The sequence below is a fragment of the Paenibacillus sp. FSL K6-3182 genome, assembly GCF_037976325.1.
In the GTDB taxonomy this organism is placed as follows: domain Bacteria; phylum Bacillota; class Bacilli; order Paenibacillales; family Paenibacillaceae; genus Pristimantibacillus.
Genome location: NZ_CP150265.1, coordinates 5,247,145 through 5,264,473, shown reverse-complemented (window position 1 = coordinate 5,264,473; position 17,329 = coordinate 5,247,145). Strand labels below are relative to the sequence as shown.

Genomic DNA, 17,329 nt, shown 5'->3' with positions numbered 1-17,329 from the left:
TGCTTTATTGCTTTTGCTTTTTATGGAGCTGGTATGCACGCTGTTGAATTTTCAAGTAGTCATGCTCGATGCTCGTATCGTACCAGCGTTCCTTGTATACATATCCGATTGCTTTGCGTGTCATGCCCATCTGATTTAAAGCATCGGTTAATTGAATCTCTCCGCCTATTCCGGGTTTCGTTGTTTTTAATAATTCGAAAATGCCAGGTTCAAGAATATATCTGCCCATGACCGCGAGCTGGGACGGAGGATCATATGCTGGCTTCTCTACTATGGAAGCGACCTCGTAAATTCGGCGCTGAACTTGAACAGCAGACGCCACGCCGTATTGGGACAACAGCTTGGGGTCAACCGATTGCAGTCCAATGACATTGGTTCTGTGCTTCTCGTAGTTTCGAATCAATGGTAGGAGTAAAGAGTTTTGATACAGGTTTATTTGATCCGGCAGCAGAACAGCAAAGGGCTCGTTTGCAGCAAATGATTGTCCAAGCGAAACGGCATGACCAAGACCGAGTGCTTCATATTGACGAATATATTGAATATTGACTTTGGCGGGAGCAATGATAGGCAGCATGCTTTCTTTGTGAATCGTACGCAAATGAGCCTCCAGCTCCATCGAACGGTCAAAATAGTTCATAATTACTGTCTTATTGCGAGATAATATAATTAAAATGTCGGTAATTCCTGCATCGATTGCTTCTTTAACTACATAGTCGATTGCGGGTCTGTTTCCAATGGGAAACAATTCTTTGGGTATAGCCTTGGTTATGGGTAAATTGCGAATTCCATAGCCTGCGGCAGGAATAATCGCTTTTCGAATCAATTGCATCACCTCTAGTTTTGAATGTCTCTCTAAATCTAGTTTATTAATAAAATATAGATTTGAAGCTTGTCCTTCTTAAAAAAGGCAGCCGTACAAGCCCCTTTATCGTCATGATTTTTGATCAACAACGTCCAAATCTTAGCGCATGTGGTTATCCATCCACTCTTAAATCTTTTAAATTCATATACTTATAAGGGAGTTTCAGTAGAGTGAGGGGAGGTGGACTGCTGGATGAAAGGCGTTATACTGGCTGGCGGGTCAGGCACGAGACTTTATCCGCTAACGAAATTTATGAATAAGCATCTATTGCCAGTCGGAAAGCATCCTATGATATATTATGCGATTAAAAAGCTGGCGGATGCAGGGATTAAAGATATTTTGCTCGTTATAGGAAAACAATCAGCAGGCTTGTATGTTGATTTTTTGGGGAGCGGCCACGAATGGGGCGTTAATCTCGTATTTAGAGTGCAGGATCAGTTTGGCGGTGTTGCTGAGGCATTAGCTTTGGCAGCTGGGTTCGTATCTGCGGATGAAAAATTTGTCGTTCTGCTCGGAGACAATTTGTTCGAGGATTCATTATCTGAATATATGGTTTCTTTTGAAGCATCATCGGAAGAGGCGAAGGTATTACTTAAGAGAGTAGCTGATCCAGAAAGATTTGGCGTTCCGAGAATTGAAGGCGGGCGTATTGTATCCATTGAGGAGAAACCTTCGAATCCCGGCTCTAATTATTGTGTAACGGGTATTTATATGTACAACGCTGATGTTTTTAATGTAATTAAGACACTGCGCCCTTCGGGGAGAGGGGAGCTTGAAATTACCGATGTAAACAACTTTTATGCGGCGAGAGGGGCGCTCAAGCACAGCATCTTGAAAGGGTGGTGGCATGATGCGGGTACGTTCGCTTCGCTGCAGAAAGCGGGATTGCGTCTAGCGGATGAGAAAACAGAATAGTAGGCCAGCTAGACTGCGACATTACCTGTGTCCCAGTCTATTTTTTTGCAACGATTAGGAGCGATGAAACTTCATGGTAACAGACGCCGTGGCGGTAAAAAGGATCAAACATATTATGAGATAGGGTTGAATGCATAGAGTCACTAAGTATACCGCCATTACAGATATAAGGGAAGGAAAAAAGATTATGAAATTCAAAAATCTTAAGGTCCGACCTAAGATGATGCTGAAGCCAAAAAGGAGAATTGGTAGAAAAAGCAGCTTGGTCAAAAATGGAAGGAAAGATTGGCGGGCAGGATCGATAAGCAGCCAGTCAGAAGGCTACAAAGCTGGATGGAAAGACGGCTATCGTGACGGCCGCTGGATTGCTGTAGTAGGCGGCGTCTGTAAGCCGAAAATTGCATACGTCATCCCAGGATGCTCCATTTCCGGTGGCGTAGCGGTTATTCTTCAGCATGCCAACCGCTTGAAGCAGCGCGGTTATGATGTCGTATTAGTTTCCATGGATGGAAATACGCAGGTTAGCTGGCATCCTGTTGAGGTGCCCATCGTCACAGAATCCCGCGCTCCTGCGGATCGTGATATTGTGATTGCGACCTTTTGGGCTACACTCGGCGCTGCAAGAAGAATAGAAGCAAAGAAACGCTTTTATTTCATTCAATCGGATGAATCCAGATTTTATTCGCCATCGTCGGAGCAATCGAAGCTGGCCTATCAAACGTACAAAACGAATGATTTTACGTTTCTGACGATGGCAGGCTGGCTGCAGCGCTGGCTGCAGCGTACGTTTAATAAGCAAGCGATCTATATCCCTAACGGACTCGATACCTCACTTATGTATGAGGCAGAGCCGCTTGCACCAAAAAGCAGCAAGGTTAGAGTATTGCTGGAGGGCCCTATTAACGTTCCTTACAAAGGAATGAGCGATGCTTTTACGGCAGTGCGGGATTTGAACTGTGAGGTTTGGTGTGTCAGCTCGTCGGGGCGTCCCGCTGCATCTTGGCGCTGTGACCGCTTCTTTGAGAGTGTATCCTATGAAACGATGAAGCATATTTACTCTAGCTGTGATATTTTGCTCAAAATGAGCAGGGTTGAAAGCTTCCTCTATCCTCCACTTGAGATGATGGCTTGCGGAGGAGTTCCAGTCGTTGCTGATGTAACGGGGACGGATGAATATCTGGTCAATCATTATAATAGTTTGGTCATTCCAAATGACATTAGAGCAGCAGCGAATGCAGTACAAAGTTTGATAGCAGACAAGTCTCTGCGCGAACACCTAAGAGCTGGCGGGAGCGAGACGGTAAAGAAGTGGGAATGGGATCGAAGCATAGATTTGTTGGAGCAGGCACTAATTAGAAATGTATAAAGAGTATTCGTTACAGAAAGAGGTGAGATACTTCTGAAGCAGAAACGGAAAATAAACAATTCAGCAGCAAACGAGTGGGATGCGGGACGCGAATCTGGCTGGAAACATGGTTACCATGTGGGTACCTGTGAGGCGTTAATTCAGAAAATACCGCGGCCTGCAAGCGTGCTTCGATCTCTGCGAGTATTATATGTTCGCGCGGGATTAAGAGGCCCTTTTCCAGATATGGATCAGGCGGTTACGGATGCTCTCAGAGGTATGGTCAGCGAGCTGATCATCGCATCTCCATCGGATAATCTTATTGATCTGGCAAGCAGGAGAAGACCGGATTTAGTGCTGGTACTGCATGGCACTCAGGTGCCAGTCCACCAAATCAAAGGCATTCGTTCGATCGGTGTTAAAACAGCAATATGGCTCGTCGATGAGCCTTATGTAACCGATGTAACAACGGTCATTGCCCCGCAGTATGAATGGTTATTTACCCATGAGCTGGCTGCTATTCCAATCTATCGGCAGCTCGGCTGTCAGGTTCATTATTTGCCGCTGGCAGTTAACCCAGCCGTGTATAAGCCTAAATATGTACCCTCTCATTATCAAAGCGATATTTGCTTTATTGGGAATGCCTTTCATAACAGAGTCAGATTAATAGATCGAATTGCTCCTGCACTAGCACAGCGCGATACAAGAATTATCGGCTTGTTCTGGAAAAGGCTTAAGCGTTACAAAAGCCTAAGCAAAGGCATCCGCATTTCATGGATCAGCTCAGAAGAGGCAGCGAGCTATTACAATGGCGCCAAGATTGTCATCAATATTCATCGTTCCCATGACGACAAGGTGCATAACAAAAATAGCCGCAACCTTCCCGGCTTGTCGATCAACCCTCGTACGTATGAAATTGCGGCTGCCGGAGCATTTCAGCTTACAGATGTTCGTCAGGATTTAAGCGATTTTTATGTACCGGGAACTGAGCTTGAAACGTACTCTTCACCAAATGAGCTGGCTGATAAAATTGCATATTACCTGCAGGACGAGCAAAAGAGGAACCAAATCGCATTAAGAGGATTTATAAAAACGCTGGAGCAGCATACCTACGAGAAGCGGCTCAGCCAGCTGCTTCAAATCGTCTTTCCATCATGATAGCTAAACAAGATCGTGGGAGGTGAATCGAGATGCGCAAGCGATATCCGCGCAGGCGTATAAAAGCAGTCCGTAAAATAAAGCGAACCAACTTTCAAGCGAGCTATGCAGCTGGTTATCGGGATGGCAAGGCGAGTGGAGCAGCAAGCTATCAGCAGCCTTTTGAAGGCACAAGCATTATTATTCCAACCTATAACCAGTTGAACTATTTACGAAATTGTATAGAGAGCATTCATAAATATACGCCGCAATCTTATGAAATCATCATTATTGATAATGGCTCAACGGACGGAACGGCTGCCTATTTAAAGTCGCGGGCAGGGCGATTGCGCTATAAAATTTTTCAAGAGAACTTAGGTTTTTCCGGTGGTGTCAATCAAGGCCTGATGATGGCAAAAGGTACGTCGATTCTCATTCTTAACAATGATACGATCGTGACGAAAAACTGGCTGTCGAATTTATTGTCGTGCTTGAACAGCAACCCATCGATTGGTCTTGTTGGTCCGGTAACCAATTATTTGTCGAATGATCAAAAGATTGATGTCAGCTACAAAAACATGAAAGAAATGCAGCAGTTTGCCCAAAATTACAATCATATTAACCCGGTACGATGGAGAAAAACGAATGCCATAATGGGCTTTTGCTTGCTTTTATCCAGAGAGGTGCTTCAAAGAGTCGGGTATATGGATGAGGGATATGTCATTGGGACCTGCGAGGATGTAGACTTTTATCTTCGGATACAATTGCTTGGTCTCGATCTAGTAATTGCGGAGGATACATTCATCCATCATTATGGCAGTGTGACGATGCGTTCGTTTCTGGATGCTTCCTTGCTTAATAACGCTTTTTTTCGTGAAAAATGGGGCGACTGGGATCAGATCAGCAGGCTGGAGGCGGTAATGAATTCGGCATCGCCTAATGAAAAGAGAACAGGAACAAACTTTTACCCTAGCCATATCGTTGTTAAAGGAACCGATTCGAATGTCTATTGGGTAGAAAATGGATATCGATATATCGTGCGGTCTTCAGACTTAATGCATGTGGATGCAGTAAGATTGCCGCAGCTTGATTTATGGAACTGGCCGATAGGAGGAGACATTTCGATTGCAGTGCTGCAGCAGAGAATAGCTGCATTATCGGCGCTCACAACCAATTTCGCTGAAGGCAGTTTAGTAAAAACGCAAGACGGCGAAATGTACCAGATTATACAGGGCAAGCTGCACCGGATGACGACAAAATATGCCTATAAGGCATGGGGACTGGAGCAGCGTTATGTTCGTCCTTTAACGCAGGCCGACAAAAACCAGTATTCGGAAGGCTTCCCTATTGTAGCTCCTCCGATCATTAAGGCTAATAATATATAATTTCAAGTTTAGGAGGACGGCAGCATGCTGACGAAACGAAAAAAAAGTACAGCTATTAAAAAAACGAGCGTAAAAAAAACGTTGAAAGCCGGCGGGAAATTAAGCAGCCGCAAAAACAAATATGGTGTAAAAAAAGGGAAACGGCGAGGTAAAACATTAAAAAAAGGGTTGAGAAGCGGTGCAAGAGGGAGAAAAAGAAGCGGACCGTTTCACACAGGTTATGAGCAAGGGTATAGAGAAGGGCATTCTAAAGGTTTTGAGGATGCGCATCAAGAGTCTTATATGACCAATCAAGGTGCTGTCCTCTCGCAAGCACAGCCAGAAAGCGCAAATGCATCCCCTTATCTGACTACACAAATGCCGAGTGAAGCAGAAATTGCGAGTGTAGCCGGATCTCGAATCGGGATTCTTTATATATGCACAGGGAAATACAGTATTTTCTGGGAAAACTTTTATCGGAGCGCCGAAGCTTATTTCTTGCCGGGCTACCAGAAAAACTATTATGTATTCACAGATGCCGACCACATCGTTGATGAAGAGAGATCGAACATTTTGAAGATTCCTCAGGATAATCTTGGATGGCCGGGCAATACGCTGCTGCGATATGCGATGTTTAGAAACGTGGTGCATCAGCTGCAGCAGGAATGTGATTTTGTATTTTTCTTTAATGCCAATATGCAATTCGTTGATGTTGTAAGGGAAGAAATATTGCCTATTCACGAGGGCATCGTTGCGGTCCAGCATCCAGGCTTCTACAATAAAGCGCGCCACGAGCTTGATTTTGAGAAAAATCAACAAAGCTTAGCCTATATTCCGGAGGGCGCAGGAAGCTACTACTTTATGGGTGGGTTGAACGGCGGCCGAACGGAGCACTATACGAATCTCATTCGTGTTCTGGATGACAATATTAGAACGGATATGAATAATGGGATCAATGCCATTTGGCATGACGAATCGCATTTAAATAAATATTTAATCGACAAGTCTCCTAAAGTGATGAATCCATCCTATGGTTACGTGGAGGGCCAGCAGCTTCCGTTTCCAATGAAAATATTAATTCGCGATAAAAACAACTTCGGCGGCCATAGCTTTTTGAGAAGCTAGCGGCATAAAAAAACGTAAGCGGTTCGGATTTTTCCGAGCTGCTTACGTTTTTTTTGTGGATGAATGATAGGAACAGCTATTAAAAGATGTCTACCTGCTCGTGGCATGCGGCTGGGATATAGTTTGCATATTTGTTTACGTTTATACGATCACCGTTCTCAAATAGCAAAGCAAGCTCTTGCGGCGAGTATTCCTTATTGCTTCCTGCGCGGTTGGCATAGACATTCTGAACGACGTTGAGCGGGTTGCAAAACGCTAAGGATACTTCGCTGCATGCTAGAAACTGGCGCCCCTCAGACAGCTCCTGCGCACGTCCTGCCATACATCCTTCAAGCGTATTGGGGTTGGAGAAATCCAAGTTTCTCAGATGAGGAAGAAGATGAGTTGTGCGGTATACCGAGCTGGAAACTTCAATCGGATAGCCGAATTCATACTGCGCCGATGTCCAGTCAAACTTGCGATAGCCATACTCGATAATGTGATGCCATGGAATAGACTGTTCAGCACTCATCGTGTAGCAGTAACGAATGTTTGGTCCCAGTCTTAAGGAAAAGCCAATCAAATCGTTGTGCGCAGCTAATGTGTTCATGACGGACTGCAGCGTGAAATCGCGAACGAACAAGCAATCATCCACGATGAATAGAACATAGGTATAGGGTTCCATCGAAGCGATAACCTGCTCTTTGAATTGCTCCTCTTTAATAAATTGTACCAACGGGTATTCGTTTTTGAGTCGTTCATATTGTGATTCATAAAAATCGCTCGATGTCTTGTAAAGGACCTTCATGTGAAAATTGGAAATATCGAGGGCATGCAAGTAAAGCGATCGCAGGGCTGCATCCAGCTGGAGGGCTCGATCCTTGCTGAAAATAATACCCGTCAGCGGTATTAAAATAGGCGCTGCCCCTCCGTCGCTTGGCTGTTCAACAAGAGTAGAAGCAGGAGCAGCAGGAGCTATTGGAGCAGCTGGTACTTTACGGGCGAGGATGCCGCGTTTCCATCCTCTTGCTCGTTTGTTTATTCGATTTGACCGCAGCAGCATCTTCCCCTTGCGAGAAGCTCTGCGACGCGTATTTGCGGACGTGCGATTTATTTTTTTACTTTGTCGTTTCATCCGCTTATTCGAAGCTGGTTTTCGTTTGACAACGGTTTGAGACAAGCGTTATCCCTCCTTATTTTCAAGAAACCTCGTTCAATGTATTCTATGTCGATAATTTGGCATGGTACGGGCAATCGATAGGCGTGAAGCGCCTGTATTCCATTGCTTGATCGCATCTATTAAATTTTCACAGACTGGGTATTCATCAGAACAACAAACTATTGAATGAATAAACATAGGAAGATGGCAAAGTATATTTGAGAGAAAGAGAGGATGTTTCTATGCGGACGATAGATAAAAATACGAAAGTGGTCATTCTAGCAGGTGGGTTCGGCACTAGAATAAGCGAGGAGTCGCTCATGAAACCAAAACCGATGATCGACATTGGGGATAAGCCAATCTTATGGCATATCATGCAAACCTATGCGCATTACGGCTTTACTGATTTTGTGATTTGTTTGGGCTACAAAGGTTATTTCATCAAAGAATATTTCTATCATTATTTTTTGCATCACTCGGATGTGACCTTTGATTTATCGAATCGAAACGAAATGACAATTCATGAATCTTCCATTGAACCTTGGAAAATCACGTTGGTCGACACAGGCAAAGAAACGATGACGGGCGGCAGGCTAAAGCGAGTTCAGCCGTATTTAGGAAACAAAACATTTATGCTGACGTACGGCGACGGGGTTTCGGACATCGATATTGGCAAGCTGTCAGCTTTTCACTGCTCTCATAACAAGCTGGCTACAGTAACGGCTACGCAGCCAAGCGGCAGATTTGGCGCTCTCGATATAAAGGACAGCAACAAGGTTATTGATTTTATGGAGAAACCAAAAGGCGACGGGAGCTGGATTAATTCAGGTTTTTTCGTAATGGAACCGCAGCTGCTTGATTATATTGAAGGCGATCATACAAATCTGGAGATGGACTGCATGCAGAAGATAGCTAATGATGGACAGCTTATGGCTTATAAGCATGAGGGGTTCTTTCAGCCGCTGGATACGCTTAGAGATAAAAACTATTTAGAAGGTTTATGGAAATCAGAAAAAGCGCTTTGGAAAAAATAAAGGAGTGTCCATGATGAATCCAAGCTTTTGGCGCAATAAAAAAGTGTTCATTACTGGACACACCGGCTTTAAAGGCAGCTGGCTTTGCTTGTGGCTGGCAGCGATGGGCGCCAAGGTGACTGGTTATGCGCTAGCACCGCAGCAGCAGCCTAATTTATATGAGCTTTGCAATATCGATGCGATGATTCAGTCCGTTACCGGTGATATTAGAGATTCAGCAAGGCTGAGCAAGGTTTTGTTAGCTGCTGAGCCTGATATCGTTATTCATATGGCAGCTCAAGCTCTGGTTAAGCCCTCCTACGAAACGCCTGCTTATACTTTTGAAGTCAACGTCATGGGTACGGTTAATCTGCTTGATGCGGTAAAGCTTGCTGTGGAGAGTGGAGCGGGCATTAAGGCGGTTGTTAATGTAACGACAGATAAAGTGTATGAAAATCAAGAATGGGCATGGGGCTACAGGGAGAGCGATAGGCTGGGCGGTTATGATCCATATTCAAACAGCAAAGCTTGCTCGGAGCTTGTTACAGCCTCTTATCGCAATTCCTTCTTTCATAGCAAGGATGAGAAGGTTCACGGTGTCGGCATTGCAACGGCAAGAGCGGGCAATGTCATCGGGGGCGGAGACTTTGCTCAGAATCGATTAGTTCCAGATATGGTTCGTGCCTTCATGGACGGCAGTGCGGTGAGCATTAGAAACCCGCATGCGATAAGACCTTGGCAGCATGTACTTGAGCCTTTAAGCGGATATTTGCTGCTTGCAGAGAAACTTTATGCGAACGGATCAGAGTATGCGGAAGGCTGGAATTTCGGTCCTCGCGATGAGGATGCAAGGCCGGTAGGCCAGATTGTTGAAATACTTGGTGCGAAATGGGGCGGCGTAGTGGTGCATACGGATATAGGCAAGCACCCGCATGAAGCCCATGAGCTGAAGCTGGACTGCTCGAAGGCGCAGCGACGCTTAGGCTGGAAACCAAGATGGACCCTTGATCAGGCGCTGGATAAGGTGGTTGAGTGGACGCTTGCCTATCAAGGCAACGAAGATATTCGGCAGGTTTGTTTGAAGCAATGGCATGAATATGCCGGGAAAACAAGCTGAGGGGGGACATCGATGATAGAAAAAAATTCCCGTACAGCCTTAACAGCTTTAGTCACCGGAGCCACGGGTTTTATTGGCTCACACCTCGTTCGGAAGCTTTTGGCGGAAGGGTGGAAGGTGCACATTATCGCTAGAAATGAGTCGAGCCTTAAGCAATTGGAGGATGTCCAGGGTGCTATCATCATACATCGGCATGATGGGACGATTGACAGTATGTTCGCAATTGTCGAGTCTGCAAAGCCCGATCTTGTTATTCATTTAGCATCCTTCGCCACAGTTACGTATGCGCCAAGACAGGTAGAAGAGATGCTGACAAGCAATATTATTTTCGGTACGCAGCTAGTGGAGGCGATGTTGTCGCAGCATGTTTATGCATTCATTAATACGGGAACCTTCTCACAGCATTTTGACAATAAGCTTTATAGCCCAAAATCGCTGTATGATGCCTCGAAACAAGCGTTTACGGATATTTTAGCTTATTATTGTGAGTCGTCGCCGTTACGTGTAATTACACTGGAGCTGTTCGATAATTACGGTCCAAACGATACGAGATCCAAAATCATTTCGTTGCTGCTGAAGGCAGGGAAGGAACAAAAACCGCTCGCGATGTCACCTGGAGAGCAGCTGATTGATATTGTACACATTGATGATGTTGTTGAAGCTTATATGCTCGCAGCCCAGCAGCTGCTAAATGAAGAGGCAGTTAAGAACGAGGTTTATTCCGTATCTTCACAGCAGCTCATTCCACTAAAGGAGTTAGCGGGCATTATCGAAAAAATAATGGATGTACCATTACAGGTGAATTGGGGAGGACGACCCTACCATCCGCGAGAAATTATGATTCCATGGAACAAGGGGGTAGCCGTGCCGAAGTGGAAGCCAAAAATAACACTAGAGGAGGGAATTAAAAGATTAATAGAGCAGCAGCAATAGGAATGAGAATAGATTGCTGTTAAAAATGAGGAGGGTAAATTAAGATGAGAATCTTGCTTTGTTATGAGGCGGATGAGGCAGCTGCGGGCAGTAAGGCAGCCGGTCAACTCACCGCTGCGCTCCATGATTTACTCGCTCCAATAGGCGCAGTAACGCTGTTCAATGCCTCATATTTTGATGTGCGGATACTGCAAGGTCAAAGCTACGATCTGTATGTCGGCGGCTCCTATCATCTCTCGCGTATAAAAGGGCTATGCCATATAAAGAAAAGTATATTGATAACGACAGGGCTGCACCCCCAAGAAATCAACCACAGCACGTCTAGATTAAAGGCTGGCCATAACCTGCCAGATGATGTTTTCCATGAGACTGCTGCACCAAATGTTGACGAGCTGGAACAGTCTATCAATCAAGCTGATTTCATTATCGGAATTGGAAATATTGAAACCTACAATTCTTACATCAAACGCGGACTGCCAAAATGGAAAATAAAAATGTTGTTAGGCGGGATTGCTGCTTTAGATCAACCCAATACGTTGCCATCTTCGGAAAATGTAAAAACGGGGCAAAGAAGAGTGTACACGTATATCGCTCCAAAACTCGGATTAAGCAATGGTTTTGAAGCTGTCTTTCTACTCTTTTCGAGTTCAGACATCGCGAGTCAAAATTTAGAGCTGCATGTTGTGGGGCAGCCTGCAAATAGGTTTTTCAACAATAGGCTGCTGCAATTAAAAGCTGTGCTCGGCGATAAGCTGTCTGTTCACGGTGATGAGCTTAATGAAGCTCAGAGCGCAGAACTGCTCTCGAACACTGATTTTATCGTTTACCCCTCGTTAGGCCAATATGATTCTTCGATTTTACAGGGACTAATCCACGGCGCTATACCGCTTGTAACCGCGCAGTCCGGCATCGATTTTTCACCCATCGGAGTATTCGACCCATTGGATCATTTGCAGCAAAAACAGCTGCTGCAGCGCACGCTTCAGCTGAGTGATCAAGAGATTGTGGACTGGAAAAAGAAGACGATTGAATATGTAAAGGAATATCACCTTCCTTATAAGCAGTTACTGGACAAGACGATTAAGGATTGCCTGAACGGGAATCTATATCCGAAAATAAGCATTACGCTGCCAGTTTTTAATAAAGAAGCTACGATTGTTCCCCTAATAGCGGAGCTGCACCGTGCTGTGAGCGAATATAAAAATGCTGAACTCCGAATTATTTTTGATGGCTGCTACGATCAAAGCGAATACGTGGTGAAGCAATTTTTTCAGACCGTTCAAGTGGATTACAGTATTGCTTATGAAACGACGCCCAATATTTTTGAGATTAAAACGAACAACATCGGCTTAAAAAAATCATCCGGTGCTTATTGCGTCATTCTGCAGGATGACAATTATGTTAACGATAAAAATATCTTTTATGAGGTTGTACAGTTTATGGACAAAAATACGAGTTGTGCCATTGTCGGCTGCTTATCAGGCGTTAACTTTTACCCGAGAGGAACGACGCTCAGCGGACCAGGGCAAATCTCGTGTTCTGCAAACGAGGTGTATTGGAGGCAGGATGAGAAAGCAGATCCGAATTTGAAAAACCGAGTTTTTGAAGTGGATGCTTGCATGCGGGGACCGCTCGTCATTCGAAAATCATTTTTGGAGCAGTATGGATACTTGGATGAAGGCTACGCGCCTTTGTATCAAGACGACATGGATATTTGCTTTCGGGCTAAGCATTACGGCTATAAGGTATATTGCATGATGTCCAATGTAGAGAACCGTTCTTTGACAATGGCCCATTACGATACAGGGATGAGCAGGATGTTCCAGGAGGTGATGGAGCGAAATACGAATATTTTTTATGCAAGATGGACGCCGAGTACAAACAAAGATTATGCATGGATTCATCGAACTCGCATTGATGGATCATAGGTTAGAAGGAAGTGGTCATGAATGATTTATTTAGTAAGTTTTGCATCGCCAGAATTTCAATCTTATCAAGATAGACTAAACGCGACTGCGCTGCAATATGGCGTTGATCGTGTCATTTCATATCATCCAAGCGATCTCGAAGGAACGGCTTTTGCTCGTAACAATGCAGCAATTTTGCAGCATGAGAAAGGTTTTGGCCTATGGTGCTGGAAGCCGTATATTTTACTGGACTCTTTATCGAAAGTGGAAGAAGGAGCGCTGGTGCTGTATTCGGATGCGGACACGCGGTTCACCAGTCCACTGTATCCGCTATTTGCCCACTGCGCCGATAACGGCGGATTTGCTTTTTTTAAAACAGCCTACTATTTAAATAAAAGCTGGACCAAAAGAGACAGCTTCGTGCTTATGCAGTGCGACAGCTCGAGTTATTGGGAAACAGAGCAGGTCTGGGCTGGATTTTTTATGTTTTACAATAATGAGAAAAGCAGAAGCCTATTAGAAGAATGGCTGTTTTATTGCCAAGATTATAAAGTGATTTCAAATGCTGAAAATAGCAGCGGCCTGCCGAACTTCCCGGAATTTATCGATCATCGTTACGACCAGTCGATTCTTTCGCTGTTGACGGTGAAATATAGCTTGCCGGTGACAAAGGATATGTATCATTACTTTATGCTGCCAGACAGGAAAGTTACACCAGAATGAAAGGAGCTTGCCCGATGAATGTGAAGGTCAGCATAGTAATCCCGTGCTTTGATGAGGGTAGATTTATTGAACAAACCATCGATTCCTGCTTAGCTTCTTCCTATTCGGAGATTGAAGTAATCGTCATGGATTATGGATCAACAGAGCCAGCGACGATCGATCTATTAACTAGTTTAAATAAACCAAAGACGAGAGTCATTTATGAGAGGAACAGTGGACTCCCGGCTGCGAGGAATGCGGGGATTAAGGCAGCGCAGGGCGACTTCATCGTATCGCTGAATGCAAATGATTTGCTCCATAACAGCTTTCTTGACAAGGCGATTCGCCTGCTTGAGCAAAATCCAATGGCAGGCATTGCTTCGCCAGGCTATCATACTTTCGGGGCTGTTCATTATAGCTGGGAGCCGCCGGTCTTTCATTTTGGCCGCTTGTTAGCTGAAAATATTATATGCATAAGCGCTCTCTTTCGGAAGCAGGCTTGGCTTGAAGCTGGCGGCTATAACGAGGGGATGACGGATGGTTATGAGGATTGGGACTTTTGGATTTCGCTTTCGAAAAAGGGCTGGATCAGTATAGCCGTAAATGACGCCCCGCTGGCTTATCGTGTATTAAGCGCCGATTCGGATGGTTCCAAGCATGATCTGCTCAGTAAACAAATTGTGAGTAACCATCCAGAGTTGTTTCACGAGAACCGCTTGGATAAGCTATGGCTCAGCTGGCTGCGAGACGAATGGGAGGTTAGGAGAATGCTACGCAGGCGACTTGGTCAAGATCTTGAGCTCACGCCAATCGTAAGCATCGTCATTCCCTGTTACAATTACGGCCAATATGTGGAGGAAGCCGTAGATTCTTGCTTAAACTCGATCTTTCAAGAAATTGAAATTATTGTCGTAAATAACGGCTCTACCGACCCGTACACAATCGATGTGCTTCAACGCCTTCAGCGGCCAAAAACGAGAGTCATTCATGTTCAGACGAATATCGGTCTGCCGTATGGACGAAATGTTGGCATACGCGAAGCAAGAGGGAAATATATATTGCCCCTTGATGCGGACGACAAAATACAGCCTACTTTAATAGAGAAGGCTTACCGCATATTAGAAGCGAGACCGGAGGTTGGGTTCGCAACTGTCGGGTTGGAGTATTTCGGCGATCAATCGTGGGTTTGGATTCCGCCTGAATTTGATTTTAACCGCTTGCTTTCTGAAAATATTGTTTGTGTCACGTCGCTTGTTCGCAAAAGTGCTTGGTTATCAGTAGGCGGTTACAATGAAGCGATGATACACGGCTATGAGGATTGGGATTTCTGGATTTCGTTATGCGAGAGGGGCTGGCGTGGGACTGCCATTCATGAAGCCTTGTTATTATATCGGCGTCATGGCCATTCGTTGTCCTATGATGCGGGACAGAAGCATGCGATGATTGTTCAGCAAATACGAGCGAATCATCCGAGATTATACTGAAACAGCGACATTGTTGAAAGAACGATGAAGATGCCCTAAGGCTTTTGTCCAAACCATCTGCATCTATCATTCATTGTATAGTAGTGAGTGTGTAGAAGGAGGCGGGAAGGTGCCAAAGGTAACGGTTTTGATGCCGGTTTATAACGGTGAATTGTTTTTGCGCGAAGCAATCGAAAGCATTTTAAATCAGACATTTCAAGATTTTGAGTTTTTAATTATTGATGACGGCTCCAATGATCAGAGCGCCGCAATCATTGCCTCTTACTCGGATACAAGAATCCGTTTCTTTAGCAATGGATCAAACTACGGACTTATTTTCACGCTAAACAAGGGGCTTGTTCTTGCTCAAGGCGAATATATTGCTAGAATGGATTGTGATGATTTTGCTTTTCCTGATCGTTTGGCTAGGCAGGTTGAGCTTATGAATCAATACCCGGATATAGGCCTTTGCGGCACAGCGATGAAATATATGCATACCGATATTTGGGTTAAGCATCCAACCGACCATGAGGACATTAAGGCAGGGCTTTTGTTTTATTGCTCTCTAAATCATCCAACGGTCATGATGCGGAGCTCCGTTGTTAAGAGCTATTCGCTTTACTATGACTATCAAAGCCCTCATACGGAGGATTATGAGCTGTGGTCGAGAATGGCGCAATTAACCCGTATCACGAATATACCTGATGTACTGCTTCATTACCGCATTCATAGTGAGCAAATAGGCGCGAAGCATAATGCGGAACAACAAATGATCGGGAAAAAAATTGTATTCAATCAGCTGATTCAGATGGGGCTCCTGCCTACGGAGGATGAGCTTAATCTTCATATGGACGTATGCGAGAGACGTTTGCAGGCAACAGACGGTTTTGTTCAAGGGGTGACAAGCTGGTTCGATAAGCTTCGGGCAAAAAATATCGAAACGAACCATTATTCCCAGCAGAGCCTTGAAAATGTGTTGAATTCGTATTTTGCTGAGGTTTCAAGCTATTATCAGGCTAATCTGCCAGTTGCCAAACCAGCTTCAAGCATAGGGAGAACGAAGCCGTTAAGAAGAAACGGACGTAAAAGGTTAGGAAAAAAAACAACCGCCATGCGAAGAAAAAAAAGTAGTAAAGGCGCATCGAGCAGGAGAGCTGTCAGCCGGAGCAAGCGTAAGGGGAGTGTCCAGCCACGGAAAAAAGGGAGCGCAATAAAAGGAAAGAAGCGGGCATCATAAAAACAAAAGCCACAGCGACTAGGGATAGTCGCTGTGGCTTTTGTTTTTATGACCGTATTTATTGCTGATCGATATACCATTTGACGGTTTTCTCTAACCCTTCCGGCAGATCTGTCTGTGCCTTGAAGGAGAATAGCTGCTCTGCTTTGGATGTGTCAAGGCATCTTCGCAGCTGCCCGTCGGGTCTGCTTGCATCCCATCGTATATTTCCGGTATAGCCTGTTTTCTCTGCAATTAAATGAACGAGCTCTTTAATCGAGATTTCGCGGCCTGTGCCAATATTGACAGGCTCTTCGCCATTAAACTGCTCTGCGGCTTGCAGAATAGCTGTTGCAGCGTCCTCCACATATAAAAACTCTCTTGTTGCAATTCCTGTGCCCCAAACCTCAATGTAATCAGCATTCTGTTCTTTCGCCTCTAAGCATTTGCGAATAAGCGCAGGAATGACATGCGAGGTTTCCAGATCAAAGTTATCTCTTGGACCATACAGATTAACGGGTAGAAGGAAGATGGAATTAAAGCCGTATTGCTTGCGATAAGCTTGAGACTGAACGAGCAGCATTTTTTTGGCTAAGCCATAAGGTGCGTTTGTCTCTTCAGGATAGCCGTCCCATAGCTCTTCTTCCTTGAATGGAACATTGGCAAATTTGGGGTAAGAGCAAATCGTTCCGCAGGCTACAAACTTTTCGACGCCATGGAGGCGCGATGCCTCTGCGAGGTGGATGCCCATCGACAGGTTGTCATAGAAGAAAGAACCTGGATTTGCGCGATTGGCTCCAATCCCGCCTACTTTTGCGGCCAAATGAATGACGATATCCGGTTTATAGTCTTGAATGACGGACAAACATGCGGCCTGGCTAGTTAAATCATATTGCCGGCTCCTCGGTACAATAACGTCCGCTGCATCGTATTTAGCAAGCAGCTCGACGACATGCGAGCCTAAGAAGCCGGAGCCTCCGGTGACCATAATTTTTTTCCCTTTCAATTGACTCATTATCAGCCTCCGACCTTTCCTATTTAACCTGAATATATAATTCTACTTATCAGATTATGTAATCGGCTCTTAATGTG

General features: G+C 44.9%; 15 protein-coding genes. 12 read left to right on the top strand and 3 right to left on the bottom strand.

Features of this window, described 5'->3' with window-relative positions; genetic code table 11:
- Positions 1-4 precede the first annotated feature (4 nt).
- Complete coding sequence (locus MHH56_RS23270) at positions 5-823, bottom strand: sugar phosphate nucleotidyltransferase (protein WP_339204054.1); 819 nt, start codon at positions 821-823, stop codon at positions 5-7.
- A 231-nt stretch (positions 824-1,054) separates the two neighbouring features.
- On the opposite strand from MHH56_RS23270, the gene MHH56_RS23265 reads away from it, so the two are divergent.
- The 5 genes from MHH56_RS23265 to MHH56_RS23245 all read left to right on the top strand — a co-directional run bounded on the left by MHH56_RS23265 (position 1,055) and on the right by MHH56_RS23245 (position 6,748).
- On the top strand, positions 1,055-1,777 hold the full coding sequence (locus MHH56_RS23265) for a sugar phosphate nucleotidyltransferase (protein ID WP_339204053.1): 723 nt from the start codon (positions 1,055-1,057) through the stop codon (positions 1,775-1,777).
- Between the two features lie 187 nt (positions 1,778-1,964).
- A complete protein-coding gene (locus tag MHH56_RS23260; protein ID WP_339204052.1) occupies positions 1,965-3,143 on the top strand; it encodes a glycosyltransferase family 4 protein in 1,179 nt (392 codons plus the stop codon).
- A 225-nt stretch (positions 3,144-3,368) separates the two neighbouring features.
- Complete coding sequence (locus MHH56_RS23255) at positions 3,369-4,280, top strand: glycosyltransferase (protein ID WP_339204051.1); 912 nt, start codon at positions 3,369-3,371, stop codon at positions 4,278-4,280.
- A 32-nt stretch (positions 4,281-4,312) separates the two neighbouring features.
- Positions 4,313-5,644 (top strand): glycosyltransferase family 2 protein, encoded by a 1,332-nt coding sequence (locus MHH56_RS23250; RefSeq protein WP_339204050.1) that lies wholly within the window; start codon positions 4,313-4,315, stop codon positions 5,642-5,644.
- Between the two features lie 24 nt (positions 5,645-5,668).
- Positions 5,669-6,748 (top strand): family 6 glucosyltransferase, encoded by a 1,080-nt coding sequence (locus tag MHH56_RS23245; protein ID WP_339204049.1) that lies wholly within the window; start codon positions 5,669-5,671, stop codon positions 6,746-6,748.
- A 79-nt stretch (positions 6,749-6,827) separates the two neighbouring features.
- Here the strand turns inward: MHH56_RS23245 and MHH56_RS23240 are convergent, their stop codons facing one another.
- Positions 6,828-7,907 carry a hypothetical protein gene (locus MHH56_RS23240; RefSeq protein WP_339204047.1) on the bottom strand — a complete coding sequence of 360 codons (1,080 nt, stop codon included), beginning with the start codon at positions 7,905-7,907 and terminating at the stop codon, positions 6,828-6,830.
- Positions 7,908-8,128: 221 nt separating this feature from the next.
- Here MHH56_RS23240 and rfbF point away from each other — a divergent pair, with 221 nt between their 5' ends.
- From rfbF to MHH56_RS23205, 7 genes are all read left to right on the top strand, one after another.
- On the top strand, positions 8,129-8,920 hold the full coding sequence (rfbF, locus tag MHH56_RS23235; protein ID WP_339204046.1) for a glucose-1-phosphate cytidylyltransferase: 792 nt from the start codon (positions 8,129-8,131) through the stop codon (positions 8,918-8,920).
- Positions 8,921-8,930: 10 nt separating this feature from the next.
- Positions 8,931-10,016: a CDP-glucose 4,6-dehydratase gene (rfbG, locus tag MHH56_RS23230; RefSeq protein WP_339204045.1), complete on the top strand. Its 1,086-nt coding sequence runs from the start codon at positions 8,931-8,933 to the stop codon at positions 10,014-10,016.
- Between the two features lie 12 nt (positions 10,017-10,028).
- Positions 10,029-10,949, top strand: a complete 921-nt coding sequence (locus MHH56_RS23225) for an NAD-dependent epimerase/dehydratase family protein (RefSeq protein ID WP_339204044.1) — start codon at positions 10,029-10,031, stop codon at positions 10,947-10,949.
- A 44-nt stretch (positions 10,950-10,993) separates the two neighbouring features.
- Positions 10,994-12,877, top strand: coding sequence for a glycosyltransferase family 2 protein (locus MHH56_RS23220; protein ID WP_339204043.1), 1,884 nt, complete (start codon positions 10,994-10,996; stop codon positions 12,875-12,877).
- 21 nt (positions 12,878-12,898) lie between these two features.
- Positions 12,899-13,579 carry a hypothetical protein gene (locus tag MHH56_RS23215; RefSeq protein WP_339204042.1) on the top strand — a complete coding sequence of 227 codons (681 nt, stop codon included), beginning with the start codon at positions 12,899-12,901 and terminating at the stop codon, positions 13,577-13,579.
- A 14-nt stretch (positions 13,580-13,593) separates the two neighbouring features.
- Positions 13,594-15,042: a glycosyltransferase gene (locus MHH56_RS23210; protein ID WP_339204041.1), complete on the top strand. Its 1,449-nt coding sequence runs from the start codon at positions 13,594-13,596 to the stop codon at positions 15,040-15,042.
- Positions 15,043-15,151: 109 nt separating this feature from the next.
- Positions 15,152-16,258, top strand: a complete 1,107-nt coding sequence (locus tag MHH56_RS23205; RefSeq protein ID WP_339204040.1) for a glycosyltransferase — start codon at positions 15,152-15,154, stop codon at positions 16,256-16,258.
- 58 nt (positions 16,259-16,316) lie between these two features.
- Here the strand turns inward: MHH56_RS23205 and MHH56_RS23200 are convergent, their stop codons facing one another.
- A complete protein-coding gene (locus MHH56_RS23200) occupies positions 16,317-17,252 on the bottom strand; it encodes a GDP-L-fucose synthase (protein ID WP_339204039.1) in 936 nt (311 codons plus the stop codon).
- Positions 17,253-17,329: the final 77 nt, after the last annotated feature.

Coding starts and splice junctions, on each gene's coding strand:
- rfbG (WP_339204045.1), top strand. CDS start 8,931: ATGATGAATCCAAGCTTTTGGCGCAATAAAAAAGTGTTCATTACTGGA.
- MHH56_RS23245 (WP_339204049.1), top strand. CDS start 5,669: ATGCTGACGAAACGAAAAAAAAGTACAGCTATTAAAAAAACGAGCGTA.
- MHH56_RS23210 (WP_339204041.1), top strand. CDS start 13,594: ATGAATGTGAAGGTCAGCATAGTAATCCCGTGCTTTGATGAGGGTAGA.
- MHH56_RS23250 (WP_339204050.1), top strand. CDS start 4,313: ATGCGCAAGCGATATCCGCGCAGGCGTATAAAAGCAGTCCGTAAAATA.
- MHH56_RS23215 (WP_339204042.1), top strand. CDS start 12,899: ATGATTTATTTAGTAAGTTTTGCATCGCCAGAATTTCAATCTTATCAA.
- MHH56_RS23220 (WP_339204043.1), top strand. CDS start 10,994: ATGAGAATCTTGCTTTGTTATGAGGCGGATGAGGCAGCTGCGGGCAGT.
- MHH56_RS23260 (WP_339204052.1), top strand. CDS start 1,965: ATGAAATTCAAAAATCTTAAGGTCCGACCTAAGATGATGCTGAAGCCA.
- MHH56_RS23265 (WP_339204053.1), top strand. CDS start 1,055: ATGAAAGGCGTTATACTGGCTGGCGGGTCAGGCACGAGACTTTATCCG.
- MHH56_RS23225 (WP_339204044.1), top strand. CDS start 10,029: ATGATAGAAAAAAATTCCCGTACAGCCTTAACAGCTTTAGTCACCGGA.
- MHH56_RS23255 (WP_339204051.1), top strand. CDS start 3,369: ATGGATCAGGCGGTTACGGATGCTCTCAGAGGTATGGTCAGCGAGCTG.
- MHH56_RS23200 (WP_339204039.1), bottom strand. CDS start 17,252: ATGAGTCAATTGAAAGGGAAAAAAATTATGGTCACCGGAGGCTCCGGC.
- rfbF (WP_339204046.1), top strand. CDS start 8,129: ATGCGGACGATAGATAAAAATACGAAAGTGGTCATTCTAGCAGGTGGG.